The sequence below is a fragment of the Cryobacterium glaciale genome, from assembly GCF_004402535.1.
GTDB classification, from domain to species: domain Bacteria; phylum Actinomycetota; class Actinomycetes; order Actinomycetales; family Microbacteriaceae; genus Cryobacterium; species Cryobacterium glaciale.
Map to the genome: position 1 here is coordinate 66,618 of NZ_SOEY01000016.1, position 15,552 is coordinate 82,169.

Here is a 15,552-nt window from a genome sequence, read left to right on the forward strand (position 1 = left end):
CTCCCTTACTTGAGCAGGGCTACGTCGGAGACGAGCTCGATGTGCGAGAGCATCGCCGCGGTCGCCGCTGTGGCGTCCTGCGCCCGGATAGCCGCGGTGATGGTGCGGTGTGAGGCGAGGGACTGCTCGGGCCGTCCCGGCTGGGCGAGTGACTCGAGCCGCGTTTCGAGGATCATCTCGGCGATGAATGCCATCAGCTGGGCGAGCACGGGAGAGTGAGCAGCCGCCGTGACGGCTTGGTGGAAGAGCTCGTCGCCGTGCGCCCCGCGGTCACCGACGGCGATTTCCTCTGCCATCGCCCGGAGTGCATCCTCGATCGCGAGCAGGTCGGCATCCGTTCGGCGTTCCGCGGCGAGCTCGGCGAGTTTCACCTCGAGGGTGGTGCGGGCTTCCACGATCTCGGGGAGCCGGTTGCGATGTTCCCGGAGCCCACTGATCACCGCTGCGATGCTCGGCCGGTAGATGAGAACGGCGCCGGTGCCGTGCTGAACGTCGATGACACCGAGCACTTCGAGGGCCACAAGGGCCTGGGCGAGGGTGGCGCGGGAGACACCGAGCCGTTCCGCGAGCTCGCGTTCGGCGGGTAACAGGTCGCCGGGGCCGAGGTGGGCGGACTCGATGTAGGCGAGAAGCTGGGCCACGAGCTGTTCGTACAGGCGCGGTTTCGTGACGCGCATGAGCGGCTGGGGTATTGCGTCCCTCGTCATGTCTGCCTCCCTAAGATCCGTCTTCCCAACTTTACACGGCTCTTGACAAAGTCACCTACTGTCTAGGAGGCTAGTCCAGTGAGCCAATAGCCCACTTTCATCTGAATCTATGGAGGAACAACGATGTCCGCTCCCGTTATCTCAATCATCATCCTGGCGGTGATGTTTCTGATCGCCACGCTTTTGCCCGTCAACATGGGTGCGCTGGCCTTCGTGGGTGCCTTTCTTCTCGGTGCTGTCTTCCTCGGCATGGAGACCACCGATATTCTCGCCAACTTCCCGGGCGGGCTGTTCCTCACGCTCGTCGGCGTTACGTACCTGTTCGCGATTGCGCAGGGCAACGGCACGATCGACCTGCTGGTGCGCGGTGCAGTGCGGCTCGTCGGCGGTCGCGTGGCCCTCATCCCCTGGGTGATGTTCGTGATCACCGCCGTGATCACGGCGGTCGGTGCGCTGTCCCCGGCCGCGGTGGCCATCGTGGCGCCGATCGCGCTCGGCTTTGCCCGCAAGTACAAGATCAGCCCGCTGCTGATGGGCATGATGGTGATCCACGGCGCGCAGGGCGGCGGATTCTCGCCGATCGCCGTCTACGGCGTGATCGTGAACAGCCTCATCTCGACCACCGGGCTCGACGCGAGCCCGACAGCGGTGTTTCTGTCGAGCCTCATCTTCAACTTTCTGATCGCCGTCGTGCTGTTCATTGTGCTCGGTGGCCGAAACCTGATGTCGAGCCGGGTCGGACATTTCGTGGAGCAAGCCGCCGAAGCGCGCATGGCCGTGAGTGTCGGTGCGCGCGCCGGCGGTGATGTGGCGTTCAAGGGCTTCGGCTCCGGCATCTACGGCCCCCGCGACCCCGCGGGCGACGGAGTGCAGGCCACGGCCACCCGCGGAGAGCGCATCCCGCAGCTTGTGACGGTGGCCGGCCTCATCGCTCTCGCCGTGATCGCGCTCGGTTTCAAGGTTGACGTGGGCTTCGTTGCCATCACCATCGCCGTCATCCTCGCCCTCGTCTCGCCCGCGGCCCAGAAGGGCGCGGTCAACAAGATCAGCTGGTCGACCGTGCTGCTCATCTGCGGCATGCTCACCTTCGTCGGTGTTCTCGAAGAGGTCGGCACCATCGAATACGTATCGGAAGCGGTGGCCAACCTCGGCATGCCCCTGCTTGCCGCACTCTTGATCTGCTACATCGGTGCCGTCGTCTCGGCCTTCGCCTCATCAACGGCCATTCTGGCCGCGCTGATTCCGCTCGCCGTGCCGTTCCTCGCGACCGGGGAGATCAGCGCTATCGGCGTGATCTGCGCGCTCGCCGTCGCGTCGACCATCGTGGACGTGTCGCCGTTCTCGACCAATGGCGCGCTCGTGCTCGCCAACGCCCCCGACGACGTGGACAAGGACCGCTTCTACAAGCAGATCCTCGCCTACAGCGGAATCGTCGTCGTGGCCGGGCCGGCCATCGCCTGGGCGGTGCTCGTGCTGCCCGGGTGGCTGTAACCCGTCACCGACCCCACGCACCTCGAGAAAGGACCGATCATGAGTACCGAAACCGACACCCGTTCTGAAACCGACCGGCAGGGTCCCCTCGCGGGCTACCTCGTTGTGGACCTCAGCCGCGCGCTTGCCGGTCCGCACGCGAGCATGATGCTCGCCGACCTTGGCGCACGCGTGATCAAGGTGGAGAATCCAGGTACGGGAGACGATACCCGCGGCTGGGGCCCGCCCTTTGTGGGCCCCGCGAACGATCCGCAATCCACGTACTTTCTCTCGTGCAACCGCAATAAAGAATCCATCGCCCTCGATCTGAAGAGTGACGACGGTCGGGAGGTGCTCGGCGAGCTGCTGCTGCGCGCGGACGTTGTGGTGGAGAATTTTCGTCCAGGGGTGCTCGACCGGCTCGGATTCTCTCCCGAGGCGATGCACGCTCTCAACCCGGCGCTGGTGATTCTCTCGATCACCGGTTTCGGCCACGACGGCCCGGAATCCAGTAGAAGCGGCTACGACCAGATTCTGCAGGGCGAGGCCGGCCTGATGTCCCTCACCGGCTCCGCCCCCGACGACCCGCAGCGTGTGGGCGTGCCGATCGCCGATCTGCTCTCGGGCATGTATGGCGCGTTCGGACTGCTCGCCGCGCTGCTTCAACGCGAGCGCACCGGTCAGGGACAGATTGTTCGCACCTCGCTGCTCGCCGCACTGGTGGGAGTGCATGCCTTCCAGGGCACCCGCGCCACGGTGGCCGGCGAGGTGCCGGAGGCCCAGGGCAACCACCATCCGTCGATCGCTCCCTACGGGCTCTTTCCCTGCCGCGGCGGCAGCGTGCAGATCAGCATCGGCAGTGAGAAACTCTGGGCCACCTTCGCAGCCGAGTTCGGCCTCGATGCTGCGCAATCCGAGTGGGCCACCAACGCGCACCGCGTGCGCAATCGGGAGGGCCTCAAGGCTGCCATAGCGGATGCCTTCGCCGACTTCGATGCCGTGACCCTGCTGAAGAAACTGACCGATGCCGGTATCCCGGCCGGCAAGGTGCGTTCCCTGGATGAGGTCTATCAATGGGATCAGGTGCTGTCGCAGGGGCTGCTGATCGACGTTGAACATGAGGTGCTCGGCCGGATCAGCCTCCCCGGGCCGCCGCTTCGGTTCTTCGGACCCGCCGATACGGTCGAGACAACGATCACGATGCACTCCGCTCCGCCCGTGCTCGATCAGCACGGGACCGACATTCGCACCTGGCTCAACCGCTCACTGGAAGGTATCTCACTGTGATTTCTCAATCCGCGCTCGCAACTCGCCACCTGAATGCCACGGAGCTCATCGACGTGGTGCTCGATAACGGCTCCTTCACGAGCTGGGATCAGCCCGTGGTCGACCCCGCCCCGAACGAGGTGTACCGGGCCGACCTCGTGAGGGCCCGAGCGAAGAGCGGCACCGACGAGTCGGTGCTCACCGGAGAGGGGCTGATCCGCGGCCGCCGGGTGGCGATTGTGGTGAGCGAGTTCGCATTTCTCGCCGGATCGATCGGGCTTTCTGCTGCCGACCGAATTGTGGACGCGATCGAACGGGCCACACGCGAAGGGTTGCCGGTCTTGGCCGGACCGGCATCCGGCGGTACCCGCATGCAGGAGGGAACGTTGGCTTTCTTGTCGATGGTGAAGATCACCGCGGCCGTGCGCGCGCACCGCGAGGCGGGGCATCCGTATCTTGTGTACCTGAGGCACCCCACCACGGGCGGGGTGATGGCCTCCTGGGGCTCGCTCGGGCACGTGACCGTGGCCGAGCCGGGCGCGCTGCTCGGGTTTCTCGGCCCTCGGGTCTATGAGGCGCTGTATGGCAAGAAATTTCCGGAAAACGTGCAGGTCTCCGAAAACCTATTCAACCAAGGGCTGATCGACGCCGTTGTGCCGCCGGAGCAGCTGCCGGAGATCGTGCACCGCGCCCTCACAATTCTCACCGACCGGGCCTCCACGCCGGTGGCGGAACCGGAGACCCTGAACGTGCGGCCGGCAGCGAGCGGCGCTTGGGCATCCATTTTAATTTCGCGCAACCCGCGGCGACCAGACCTGCGCCAGCTGCTCGCCTACGGCGCGCACGACGTGCTGCCGTTGAACGGCACGGGCGAGGGTGAGAAGGACCCGGGGCTCATGCTCGCCATGGCACGGTTCGGGCAGCAGAGCTGCATCGTGCTCGGGCACATCCGGCCGCGGCCTTCGCAAGACACCAAGATGGGCCCCGGATCGCTGCGGGAGGCCCGTCGCGGCATGCGCCTTGCGGAAGAACTCGGGCTTCCGCTGCTCACCGTGATCGACATCGCCGGGGCCGCGCTGTCGAAGGAGGCCGAGGAGGGCGGCATGGCCGGGGAAATCGCCCGCTCTTTGCACGAGCTGATCGGCCTGCGGTCGGCAACCGTGTCCGTGCTGCTCGGACAGGGTGCTGGCGGCGGGGCGCTCGCGCTGCTGCCCGCCGACCGTACGATCGCCGCCCAGCACTCCTGGCTGTCGCCGCTTCCTCCCGAAGGGGCAAGTGCCATCGTGCACCACAACACCGAGTTCGCACCGGCCATGTCGGAGGCTCAGGGCGTGAACGTGGCCTCGCTGTACGCGAATCGGATCGTCGACCACATCGTGGACGAGCGCCCCGACGCCGCCGACGAGGGACGGGCGTTCTGCCAGCGCTTGGCGTCGGCCATCGAATACGAGCTGTCCGCGCTCTCCACGGTGCCCGTTGACGAGCTACTTCCGCGCCGCTTGGCCCGCTACCACTCCCTCGGTCGCTGACCCCTCGTCATTTCGGTGTGGCGCATGGTGTCGGTTCCGCAACGTTCGGCGATTACCCCGCGGTCCAGGTTTGCCATGCCGGCCAGAACGTTTTTGGCCCCGTTGGCTCGGTGCATGTCGGTGGACCAGAGTATGCCCAGCAGCGCAAGCAGTACCACGCCCTGAGCGGCGCCGAAGTATCCCCAGTAGACCCCGGTACCGAGAATGCCGAGCACGAGACCGAACGTGATCGGCCGGGTATCGGCGGCGGCGTGGTCGGGTGCCTTGCGGCGAACGTAGCGCGCCACGCGAGGCTGGACTGCCGAGAGCAGCGCGGCCAGCAACAGTAAAAACGGCACGATCGCGAAAAAGGCTTCTTCGAGCAAAATGAGCAGCATCAAACCGCCGACCACACCGCTGGGCCGAATTCTTGTCAAGGCTTGCCTAGGCGATAATCAAACGAAACGAGCGGGGCCCTCAGACTCCCCGATCTGTTGGCCACGAAAGGAAAATCCACTGATGCAAGCAATCCTGATCGAGCAGGGCAGTGCCGGAACACAACTGATTCTGGGCGAACAGGCCGTCCCGGTACCGGGCCCGACCCAAGTGCGCATTGCCGTGCACGCGGCATCCGTCAATCGTGCCGACCTGGCCCAACGCTTCGGTACCCATGAACCGCTTGTGCCGGGAAGTGCTCCGCCCGTTGTCGGGCTGGATGCCGCGGGAGATGTGATCGAGGTGGGCTCGGAAGTTACCGATCTTCAGGTCGGCGATCGCGTCATGACCATCGTTGGCGGGGGACTCAGCGAGCACATCGTCGTCGATGCCGGCCTGCCGATTCCGATTCCCGACGGGTGGAGTTACGCCGAGGGGGCCGCGGCGGTTCTTGGCCTCCTGACCGAGCACAACGCGCTCCGCACCCACGGTCGGTTGCAGCCCGGTGAGACCGTGCTGGTTCACTCCGCAGCGTCCTCGGTCGGCCTGCAGTGTGTTCAGCTCGCGAAATACCTCGGCGCCGGGCTCGTGATCGGTACGACCCGTTCGGAGAGCATGACCCCGCTGATCCGTTCGGTCGGTGCCGACCAGGTGATCGTGGTCGGCGATGACGGCTTCGCCAACCAGGTGCTGGCGTTGACCGATGGACACGGAGCCGACGTCATTGTCGACCACGTCGGCGGACCCTACCTGGCCGACAATATCCGCTCGGCCGCTATCGCCGGCCGCATCATCGGGGTCGGACGACTCGGCGGCGGTGAGGGCAGTCTTGATCTGGAAATGCTCGCCTACAAGCGACTCGCCCTGTACGGAGTCACCTTTCGCACTCGTTCCACCCCGGACAAAATCGAGCTTGTCGCCGCACTGCGTGCCGACGTCGACCTTGACTCGCCGGTTCTTCGACCGCTCATCGACCGAATCATGCCGTGGACCGAAGCTGAGGCGGCCCAGGCACTGATGAGCACCAATTCCTCCCGCGGCAAGATTGTGCTCGCCGTCGGCGACGCGGCTCCCGAGTGAATTCGAACACTGGAAACTCTCACTAAATGACTCTCCTTGAAGGCGCGATCATCCTGGTCGCCGGTATTGCCGCTGGCATCATCAATGTGGTCGCCGGCGCTGGAACCCTGATCACCTTTCCCACCCTGCTCGCACTCGGCATCCCACCGATTACCGCGAACGTGTCCAACACCGTTGGTCTGGTTCCCGGGTCGGTTGCCGGTGCTTACGGGTACCGCCGGGAACTCACGTCACAGTGGCGGCCGGTGGCCTGGATGGCCGTGTTCTCGGCCGTGGGAGGTGTGATCGGGGGGCTGCTGCTGCTGATTCTGCCCGAGGAAGCCTTCTCGGCGATCGTTCCGTTCCTGCTGCTGCTGGCGGCGCTGCTCTCCGCGATCCAGCCTCGTGTGGCCCGTTACGTGCGACGCAAGGCCCCGGAAGGTACCGGCGCCGATACTCGCCCAATCACCTTCGGCCTGGTACTCGGCATTCTAGGCACGGGGGTCTACGGGGGATACTTCGGTGCAGCGCAGGGTGTGGTGCTGCTGGCGCTGCTGGGCATTCTGTGGTCCACCGACATGCACCGGGCCAACGGTGCCAAGAACGTGCTGGCCGGCATGGCCAACCTCGTCTCCGCGATTATTTTCATCTCCAGCGGCACCGTGGACTGGGTGATCGCCCTGTTGATCGGCGTGGGGTCCGCATTCGGTGGCTGGCTCGGTGCCCGCATCGGTCGGCGGCTGTCGGCTCCGGTGTTGCGCGCGATCCTCGTGATCGTTGCCCTGACCGCGGCCGTCGTGCTGTTTCTGACGTGAAGCCAGCCGCGCGAAGCGGTGGCCCCATCAAAGCTAGGCTGAATGGGTGCTACTTGCCATCGACACTTCCGCCGGCACCAGCGTCGCCGTCGTCGACCTTGCCCGCGGGGTCATCGCCGAACGCGGCGAAGCCGACACGATGCGCCACGCCGAGATCGTCGGGCCGTTTATTCTGCAATGCCTACAGGAAGCGGATATCGCCCCCGCTGACCTCTCCGGCGTCGTCGGCGGTATGGGGCCAGGCCCGTTCACCGGCCTGCGCGTCGGCATCGCCTCGGCCCGCGTCTTCGCCCTCGGCGCCGGCACACCACTCGTACCGGTGATCAGCCACGACGCCATCGCCTACGGCCACTATCGCCGCGGCCACACGGGCCCGCTCGTCGTCGTCACCGACGCCCGTCGCCGGGAAATCTATTGGAGTGCTTACAGTGAAGCGGATGCCGCCGGCCTGCCCGCGCGCGTCGGCCCGCCCGGCCTGGCCAAACCGGCCGAACTCGACGATGCGACCTGGCTGCACGCGCGCTGGCCTCGACTCGACGCTGCCACGGTGTCGGCCGGCGAACTCGGCATGGTCGCCGAGCTGACCCACGCCCACCAGCGCCCGTTCGCCGCCAATGAACCGCTCTATCTGCGCTCGCCCGACGTCACACTGTCGAATGGGCCCAAGCGGGTCAGCCGATGACCTGGCAGCTGCGCCGCGCGCACGAAGCTGACCTGGCGGCCATCATGCTCCTGGAAACCAGCATCTTCGAGAACGACGCCTGGTCGGCGCCGATGATGCTGCGCGACCTCGGCGACCCGGCCTGCTACTACCTCGTGGCGTTTCCGCCCGACGATCCGAGCAGAATCGTGGCCTACGCGGGGCTGCTGGCCCCGCGGGGAGCCACCGAGGGCGACATCCAGACCATCGCCGTCGCTGAATCGGCGCGCGGCCACGGGCTCGGTCGCACCGTCATGCAGGCGCTCATCAGCGAGGCGCGCAAACGTGGTGCCCGGCTGGTCTTCCTCGAGGTGCGGGCCGATAACCCGGGCGCCCAGCGCCTGTACGAACGACTTGGGTTCATCGAAGTGGGGGTGCGCCGTGGCTATTACCAGCCCGACAACGTCGATGCCCTCGTCATGCGCCTGAATATTCCCGAATTGGAATCTATGCTCGTGACCGTGGAGACCCCGTGACGACCCTGAATCGCACCGATCCGCTCGTGCTCGGCATCGAGACCTCCTGCGACGAGACCGGCATCGGCATCGTGCGCGGTACAGCGCTGCTCTCCAACACCATCGCCAGCTCGATGGACGAGCACGCCCGCTACGGCGGCGTCGTGCCCGAGATCGCGGCTCGGGCGCACCTCGACGAGCTCGTGCCGGCCATCCATGCGGCCGTCGCCGAGGCCGGCATCCGCTTACAGGATCTCGATGCCATCGCCGTCACCTGCGGGCCTGGGCTCTCCGGCGCCCTCATGGTCGGGGTCGGCGCAGCGAAAGCGCTCGCCGTCGCGCTCGACAAGCCGATCTACGCGGTCAACCATTTGGTCGGCCACGTCGGCGCCGACCTGCTGCACAGCAATACCGACACCAGCAATACCGACACCAAACCGCTGGAATATCCGACCATCGCCCTGCTCGTCTCCGGCGGCCACACCTCGCTGCTGCTGGTGCGCGACCTGGTCAGTGACGTGGAACTGCTCGGTGAGACCATCGACGACGCCGCCGGCGAGGCCTTCGACAAGGTCGCCCGCCTGCTGTCACTGCCGTATCCCGGCGGGCCGCAGATCGACCGGGTCGCGGCCTCCGGCAACCCGAAGGCCATCCGCTTCCCGCGCGGCCTCAGCCAACCCAAGGATATGGCCGCGCACCGCTATGACTTCTCCTTCTCGGGACTAAAAACCTCCGTCGCCCGTTTCGTCGAACAACGCCAGGATTCGGGCGAACCCGTGCCGATCAGCGATGTCGCGGCCAGTTTTCGGGAGGCGGTCGTCGACATCCTGCTGACCAAGGCCCTCGCCGCGTGCGCCGACTACAACGTGCCGCGCCTCCTGCTCGGTGGCGGTGTCATCGCCAATGCCCGGCTGCGTCAGGTCGCCACCGAGAGAACGGATGCCGCCGGCGTGGTTCTGCGCATCCCACCGCTCTCCCTGTGCACCGACAACGGCGCCATGATCGCCGCCCTCGGCGCACAGCTGATCATGGCCGGGCACGAGGCGTCGACGCTCGAATTCGGCGCCGATTCCACCCTGCCGGTCGGCCAGATCCAGGTCTCTGGCCTGGCCCAGTCGCTCGGCGGGCCGTAACACGATAATCTGGCCGAGCGACCACCGAACTTTCCGCCTGAAGGAGACCGCAGATGTCTGATCCCACCCAGCCCCCCGTCGACCCGACGAGAAACGACCCGACGAGAAGCGACCCCACGGGTTCGATGCCTGCCGGCTCAAGCGTACCGCCCGCGTACGAATCTCCCGCAGCCCCGGTCTACCCGAGCTACCCGGCACCGGGCACCCCGGCAGCGCCCGCCTATGGCCAGCCGCCCGCGTACGGCCAGAACCCGTACGGGCAGCAGAACCCGCAGGACAAGTACAACGTTCTGGCGATCATCTCGCTCGTGAGTGCATTCTTCGTCTCGCTGGTGGCAGTCATCACCGGGCACATGGCGATGAGTCAGATCAAGAAGACCGGTGAAAAGGGCTACGGCCTGGCCCTGTGGGGTTTGATCCTGGGCTACCTGGGCATCGTCACCGGGATCATCTTCGCGTTCATCTTCATCGCGATCCTGGTCAGTGGGGCTGCCACCACCAGCACCTTCAACTCCTAGCCAGCACCCGATCCATCCCGGTCAGACTTCGACCGGTCGGCCTGAGCGACTGCGGCTTCAGGCCAGAGGACAGCCATGAGCACACCCCACCAGCACGACGACGCCTCGGCGCAGCTGGGTTACACGCGCGCCCCGGCGCCGCCCGGCAGCCAGCTGGACTGGGCGTCGACGGTCACCGCTCCCACCGAGTTCGTGCCGTACTCCTACCCCGAGGCGGAGGTGGCGCGCATCACCAGCCGCCGCCGCCGCCTCGCGGTCGCATCGCTGATCTGTGGCCTGGCCGGGCTCGCCCTCGGCGTCATCGGTGTGTTCGGGTTGCCGATCGCCCTCATCGCGGTCGCCCTCGCGCTGATCGCGCGCAGCACGGAGAACCGAGCGCGCGCGCTCTGGTCGAGCGGACTCGTGAGCGGACTCGTCGGGGTTCTGCTCGCGGCCGGCTGGGTCGTGTACATCAGCCAGATCGTGTTGCCGTTGCTCTAGCCGTTCAGCTAGCGCACGCGTTCCACGAGAAGAGCCACCCGATGCCCGGCCACGCGCGTCAGAATCAGGGTCGCCGATTCCGGCCCCTTGAGCTTCAGTCGGGTGCGCAGCGTCGCCGGGTCCACGTCGACGCCGCGCTTCTTGATCTCGAGCGTTCCGATCCGACGCTCGAGCAGGGCCATCCGCAGCTTCTTCTCATCGAAGGGCAGCGTCTCGAGCACCCGGAACGCGCTCGCGAACGGCGTCGCGGTGAGCGTGTCGTTGGTGAGGTAAGCGATGCCCTCGCTCAGCATTCGGGCATCCAGTGAGCGGGCCAGATCGCCGATCAGGCGGGCCCGAATGACCGCGCCGTCGGGTTCGTACACGTAGCTGCCGAGTTCGCCCACCGCGGCGTCGTCGCTGTCGGCCGCAGCGGTCAGTTCCTGCACGCTTCCCGTCGTCAGGAGCAGTGCCGACCGACGGATGCCCGGGCGCGCGAGTGCGCCGAACCACAGTCCCATCTCCACGAGCTGGCCGTCCACCGAGACCCACTGGGCCTCGGCATCGACCGGGATCTGGTCGCGATCGTGACCGGGCCCGAGCTTCATGCCGAGCGGCAGCCGGGTTGCGAGGAGATAGGCGAAGTCCAGCGAGGGAGAGTAATCCTCGGAGCGCGTCAGCCGGGTCGTGTTGCTGTGGCCGCTTGTGCGACGAGCCGGGTCGAGCCAGACCGCATCGAAACCAGCCAGATCCACGGTCTCCGCATCGGCCTGCAGCGCCGATGCGTTGGGGAACGGCGCGAGGTTGAAACTCGCCACGGTCGCCGTGACCTCGTCGGCGTCGACGGCGACGACCGGCAGATCCATCGCGGCGAGGGCCATCGCGTCGCCGCCGATGCCGCAACCGAGGTCGGCGACCCGCGGCGCTCGATCGAGGGCGGCACCGAGACCGGCGAACCGGCCGGCGTGCAGTGCGGCGACCCGCAACCGGGTCGCCTGCTCCAGGCCGGCCTCGGTGAACAGCATCCGCTTGGCGAATTCACCGAACTTGGCCGAGGCCTTCGCCCGCAGCCGGGACTGGCTGAGCACCGCCGACACGAGCTCAGGCGCGTGCCCCGCCTTGCGCAGGTCGCTCACGAGCTTCAGCACGTCGCCGTTGGTGTCGTAGGGCGGCAGGGAGTCCAGCAGTCGCAAACTCGCGGGGGACAGCAGCTCAACGAGTTCGGTTCGATCCATGCTGCAACGCTACCAAAATGACCCCCATCTGGCACTCACGTTGCGTGAGTGCCAGAAGCCCCCTAAACTTCACTTGGCACTCTCGCTGTGAGTCTGCTAACCCAAGTCTTAGAAAGAGGTCAACCGTGTCGGTCTCCATCAAGCCGCTCGAGGATCGCATCGTCATCAAGCAGGTCGATGCCGAGCAGACCACCGCATCAGGTCTGGTCATTCCTGACACCGCGAAGGAAAAGCCCCAGGAGGGCGAAGTTGTTGCAGTCGGCCCCGGCCGCATTGACGACAACGGCAACCGCATTCCCCTCGACATCGCCGTCGGCGACAAAGTCATCTACTCCAAGTACGGCGGAACCGAGGTCAAGTTCGGTGGCGATGACCTTCTGGTTCTCTCCGCTCGCGACGTGCTCGCCGTGGTCGTACGCTAAGTAGGTTCTTCACTACCTAGTCTCTAGACTGAAACTCCCGGATGGCCTCGCCATTCGGGAGTTTTTGTTTGCCCATTTCGTGTCGCGCAGGAGATAACCCATGACGGATGCCGCCGCACCAGCCCAGACGGCGGCTCGCTCCACCCACCGCACCGGCCTCGGATTCGGCGGTCTCGCTTACGCCCTCTGGGGAATGCTGCCACTCTATTTTCTGCTGCTCGCACCCTCCGGCGCCTTTGAAATCGTGGCCTGGCGGGTGCTCTTCTCGCTCGTCTTCTGTGCCCTGATCATCACGCTCACGCGCACCTGGACCGTGCTCGGGCGGGCCTTCCGTCAGCCACGCCTGGTCTGGACCATGGGACTCGCCGGGGCATTCATCTTCGTCAACTGGCAGACCTATGTGATCGCCGCGACCACCGGGCACGTCGTCGAAGCGGCCCTCGGCTACTTCATCAACCCGATCGTCACCGTGCTGCTGGGCGTTTTCGTGCTGCGCGAACACCTGCGCCGCCTGCAATGGGTGGCCATCGGAATCAGTTTTCTCGCGGTGGTCGTACTCGCGGTCGGCTACGGCACACTGCCGTGGATCTCGCTGGTTCTTGCGTTCTCCTTCGGGTTCTACGGTTTGATCAAAAAGCGTGTCGGTCCGAACGTCGACGCCGTGACCGGCCTCACCCTCGAAACGGCCTGGCTCGCCCCGGTGGCCGTCGTGCAGCTACTGGTGGTCGCGAGTGTGTCCGGCCTCACCTTCGGTACGGTCTCGGGCTGGCACACCATGGGCCTGCTCGCTGCCGGCGTCATCACCGCGGTTCCCCTGCTGTTGTTCGCCGCGGCCGCGCGTCGGCTGCCGCTGACGGTGCTCGGGCTCATTCAGTTCGTCGCGCCCGTTATCCAGTTTCTCGTCGGCGTGTTCGTCCTGAACGAAGCGATGCCGCTCGAACGTTGGATCGGCTTCGGCCTGGTCTGGGTGGCCCTGATCATTTTGACGGTCGACATGATCGCCTCCGGCCGGCCCTCGCGCCGCAGCGCCATCGAACCGGCCTGAGCTTCGCTACCCTGAAACCAATAGCCCCGCACCAAAGGATCCAGATGCCCCGTCGCCCGCTCATCGTCGCTGTACTTCTTGGTGCCCTCACCCTCACCGGCTGCTCGAGCACACCGGCCCCCTCACCGAGTCCCACCCCGACGACGGTCCCGACGGCAGCACCCTCCGGAGACGGAACGCTGATCATCGGCACCCTGTTTCCGATGACCGGTGACACCGCCGCGAGCGGCGCCGCCCAGGTGGCCGGCACCGAACTGGCCGTGCGTGACATCCTCGCCGAGCAGACCACGCCGACCCAGCCCGTGCAGCTCATCCACCGCAACTCGGCCGGCGACCTCGCCGCCGCCTACGCCGACCTGGTGGCGCGCGGCGTCGACCTGGTGCTCTGGGACGCAACGACGGCATTACCAGCGGATGCTGACAGCTCCGTCGGCAGCGCCATCATGGTGGCCCTCGGCGACTTCGCCAACGGCGGCACACCGCTCGCCGCTGACGAGGTATTCACCATTCGGCTGAAGACCGCCGACCCCGGCCTGGCCGGCACCGACGGCGGCGCGGAAGCCTACGACGGGGTGATCACAGCAGCCCTGGCCGCCGTCATCACCGGCGACGACGGCGGCGCATCGCTCGCAGCGGGCTGGCCGCAGGTGATTTCCGGAAGCGCGGTGTGCGTCTCCTGGGGAGAGTGTGTGTTCGCGCTGACTGCAAAGCAGGGCATTGATTATCAGGGGATCACCGGCGTCCGTTCGTAACGATTTGGTCGCTTTACACGGTTGTAACACGCACAGGTAGGTTTCGGAGCTCCTGATTGCCTACTCTGACACCACGGCAGTCAATCGGCTGACCAGACTTACCTCTCTTTAACTATCAAGGAGCAACATGAGCGTATTCGCGAAGGCCTCGGCCTCCCGCTCAGTTCGTACCCTCGTTACCGGTATCGCACTGGTCGGAGTGAGCGCACTCGTGCTCACCGGCTGCAGCAACGGCGCCGCCACGACGCCCAGCGACTCGGCAGCCCCCTCAGCGGATGCCGCAGACTTCCAGACGGTCGAGGCCGGTGATCGCGACCTGTCCCTGAAGATCGGCACCATCCTCCCGCAGAGTGGTGGACTGGCGTTCCTCGGCCCGCCCGAAGAAGCTGGCGTTCAGCTCGCGGTCAACGACATCAACGCGGCCGGCCTCGGCATCAACGTTGAAGCCATCTTCCGCGACTCGGGCGACACCACGACCGACACCGCCACCGTTTCCGTGACCGACCTCCTGTCGCAGGACGTTTCGGCCATCATCGGTGCGGCGTCCTCGGGTGTCTCCAAGACCGTGATCGACCAGATAACCGGCGCCGGCGTTGTACAGTTCTCCCCGGCCAACACCTCGGACGCCTTCACGACCTATGACGACAACGGCCTGTACTGGCGTACGGCTCCGTCCGACGTTCTGCAGGGCGAAGTGCTCGGCACCCAGATCGCTGACGACGGCAACGCCACCCTCGGCCTGATCGTGCTGAACGATGCCTACGGAACCGGCTTGGCCAAGTACACCAGCGATGCCTTCGAGGCTGCTGGCGGCGAAGTCGTTGCGACCTCGCTGTTCAACGAGGGCGATTCCAACTTCGCCTCGCAGATCGCCGAAGTCACCGCGGCAGCTCCCGACGCGATCGCGCTCGTCACGTTCGACCAGGCCAAGGTCATCACTCCGGCCCTCGTTGGTTCCGGTTTCCCCGGCGACAAGCTGTACTTCGTCGACGGTAACGTCGCCGACTACAGTGCCGACTTCGCGGCCGGCCTCATCGAGGGCTCCAAGGGCACCCTGCCCGGCCTCGACACCGCCACTCTCGGTGACTTCACCACCCGCCTCCTCGAGGTCGACCCGACGCTGACCGACTACAGCTATGCTGCCGAGTCGTACGACGCCGTGATCCTGATCGCCCTGGCTGCCTACGCCGCCAACGACACTTCAGGAGAATCGATCGCGAGCTACCTCCGTCAGGTCTCTGGCGGAAGTGGAGAAGGCGCCACGGTCACCGACTTCGCTGAGGCCGCTGCAGCGTTGAAGGCTGGCGACCAGGTGGACTACGACGGCTTCTCCGGTCCGATCACGTTCGACGAGAACGGCGACCCCACCGAAGCAACCATCGGCGTCTACGAGTTCGGTGCGGACAACAAGTACACCCGCATCAACTAGCTTCACCGCTTTACTGAGTTGAAGGGCCCCGGCGTCGGCCGGGGCCCTTTTGCGCGCCCGCATCGGGTCTCGAGACGCGGGCGAAAGGCGTGCCCGTTCCTCGACCAGCGGATGACGACCATCTCGCTGGTCGAGACTTCACCC

At 66.1% G+C, this 15,552-nt stretch carries 17 protein-coding genes; 14 read left to right on the forward strand and 3 right to left on the reverse strand.

The genetic code is table 11. The features are described 5' to 3' along the window. Positions 1-5: 5 nt before the first annotated feature. Complete coding sequence (locus tag E3O06_RS07805; protein WP_134502460.1) at positions 6-707, reverse strand: FadR/GntR family transcriptional regulator; 702 nt, start codon at positions 705-707, stop codon at positions 6-8. A gap of 123 nt (positions 708-830) precedes the next feature. Between E3O06_RS07805 and E3O06_RS07810 the strand changes: the two genes are divergently transcribed. From E3O06_RS07810 to E3O06_RS07820, 3 genes are read left to right on the forward strand one after another with little or no spacing between them, the layout of a single operon-like run. After that, positions 831-2,198: an SLC13 family permease gene (locus E3O06_RS07810; protein WP_134502462.1), complete on the forward strand. Its 1,368-nt coding sequence runs from the start codon at positions 831-833 to the stop codon at positions 2,196-2,198. A 39-nt stretch (positions 2,199-2,237) separates the two neighbouring features. Next, positions 2,238-3,464, forward strand: coding sequence for a CaiB/BaiF CoA transferase family protein (locus E3O06_RS07815; RefSeq protein WP_134502463.1), 1,227 nt, complete (start codon positions 2,238-2,240; stop codon positions 3,462-3,464). Continuing rightward, positions 3,461-4,972, forward strand: a complete 1,512-nt coding sequence (locus E3O06_RS07820; protein ID WP_134502465.1) for a carboxyl transferase domain-containing protein — start codon at positions 3,461-3,463, stop codon at positions 4,970-4,972. The genes E3O06_RS07815 and E3O06_RS07820 overlap by 4 nt, the downstream gene beginning before the upstream one ends. Here the strand turns inward: E3O06_RS07820 and E3O06_RS07825 are convergent. Next, entirely contained in the window at positions 4,951-5,388 is a 438-nt protein-coding gene (locus E3O06_RS07825; RefSeq protein ID WP_134502467.1) for a sulfite exporter TauE/SafE family protein, read from the reverse strand. The genes E3O06_RS07820 and E3O06_RS07825 overlap by 22 nt on opposite strands. A gap of 82 nt (positions 5,389-5,470) precedes the next feature. Here E3O06_RS07825 and E3O06_RS07830 point away from each other — a divergent pair, with 82 nt between their 5' ends. The 7 genes from E3O06_RS07830 to E3O06_RS07860 all read left to right on the forward strand — a co-directional run bounded on the left by E3O06_RS07830 (position 5,471) and on the right by E3O06_RS07860 (position 10,546). After that, positions 5,471-6,466, forward strand: coding sequence for a zinc-binding dehydrogenase (locus E3O06_RS07830; protein WP_134502469.1), 996 nt, complete (start codon positions 5,471-5,473; stop codon positions 6,464-6,466). Positions 6,467-6,492: 26 nt separating this feature from the next. Then, positions 6,493-7,260: a sulfite exporter TauE/SafE family protein gene (locus tag E3O06_RS07835; protein ID WP_134502470.1), complete on the forward strand. Its 768-nt coding sequence runs from the start codon at positions 6,493-6,495 to the stop codon at positions 7,258-7,260. A gap of 46 nt (positions 7,261-7,306) precedes the next feature. Then, entirely contained in the window at positions 7,307-7,942 is a 636-nt protein-coding gene (gene tsaB, locus E3O06_RS07840; RefSeq protein WP_134502472.1) for a tRNA (adenosine(37)-N6)-threonylcarbamoyltransferase complex dimerization subunit type 1 TsaB, read from the forward strand. Beyond that, complete coding sequence (gene rimI, locus E3O06_RS07845) at positions 7,939-8,436, forward strand: ribosomal protein S18-alanine N-acetyltransferase (protein WP_134502474.1); 498 nt, start codon at positions 7,939-7,941, stop codon at positions 8,434-8,436. Before tsaB ends, rimI begins: the two co-directional genes overlap by 4 nt. Before the next feature lie 5 nt (positions 8,437-8,441). Continuing rightward, a complete protein-coding gene (gene tsaD / locus E3O06_RS07850; protein ID WP_134502561.1) occupies positions 8,442-9,548 on the forward strand; it encodes a tRNA (adenosine(37)-N6)-threonylcarbamoyltransferase complex transferase subunit TsaD in 1,107 nt (368 codons plus the stop codon). 53 nt (positions 9,549-9,601) lie between these two features. Next, complete coding sequence (locus tag E3O06_RS07855; RefSeq protein ID WP_134502476.1) at positions 9,602-10,066, forward strand: DUF4190 domain-containing protein; 465 nt, start codon at positions 9,602-9,604, stop codon at positions 10,064-10,066. 75 nt (positions 10,067-10,141) lie between these two features. After that, positions 10,142-10,546, forward strand: coding sequence for a DUF4190 domain-containing protein (locus tag E3O06_RS07860; protein ID WP_134502478.1), 405 nt, complete (start codon positions 10,142-10,144; stop codon positions 10,544-10,546). Positions 10,547-10,554: 8 nt separating this feature from the next. Here E3O06_RS07860 and E3O06_RS07865 read toward each other — a convergent pair whose 3' ends face one another. Further along, positions 10,555-11,760 carry a class I SAM-dependent methyltransferase gene (locus tag E3O06_RS07865; protein WP_134502480.1) on the reverse strand — a complete coding sequence of 402 codons (1,206 nt, stop codon included), beginning with the start codon at positions 11,758-11,760 and terminating at the stop codon, positions 10,555-10,557. A 125-nt stretch (positions 11,761-11,885) separates the two neighbouring features. Between E3O06_RS07865 and groES the strand changes: the two genes are divergently transcribed. From groES to E3O06_RS07885, 4 genes are all read left to right on the forward strand, one after another. Further along, the gene (groES, locus tag E3O06_RS07870) at positions 11,886-12,182 is read left to right on the forward strand and encodes a co-chaperone GroES (protein ID WP_092339382.1); all 297 of its coding nucleotides are present in this window, start codon (positions 11,886-11,888) and stop codon (positions 12,180-12,182) included. Between the two features lie 100 nt (positions 12,183-12,282). After that, positions 12,283-13,227, forward strand: coding sequence for an EamA family transporter RarD (gene rarD, locus E3O06_RS07875; protein WP_134502481.1), 945 nt, complete (start codon positions 12,283-12,285; stop codon positions 13,225-13,227). 44 nt (positions 13,228-13,271) lie between these two features. Next, complete coding sequence (locus E3O06_RS07880) at positions 13,272-13,979, forward strand: ABC transporter substrate-binding protein (protein ID WP_134502483.1); 708 nt, start codon at positions 13,272-13,274, stop codon at positions 13,977-13,979. 127 nt (positions 13,980-14,106) lie between these two features. Beyond that, the gene (locus tag E3O06_RS07885) at positions 14,107-15,408 is read left to right on the forward strand and encodes an ABC transporter substrate-binding protein (RefSeq protein ID WP_134502485.1); all 1,302 of its coding nucleotides are present in this window, start codon (positions 14,107-14,109) and stop codon (positions 15,406-15,408) included. Positions 15,409-15,552 lie beyond the last annotated feature (144 nt).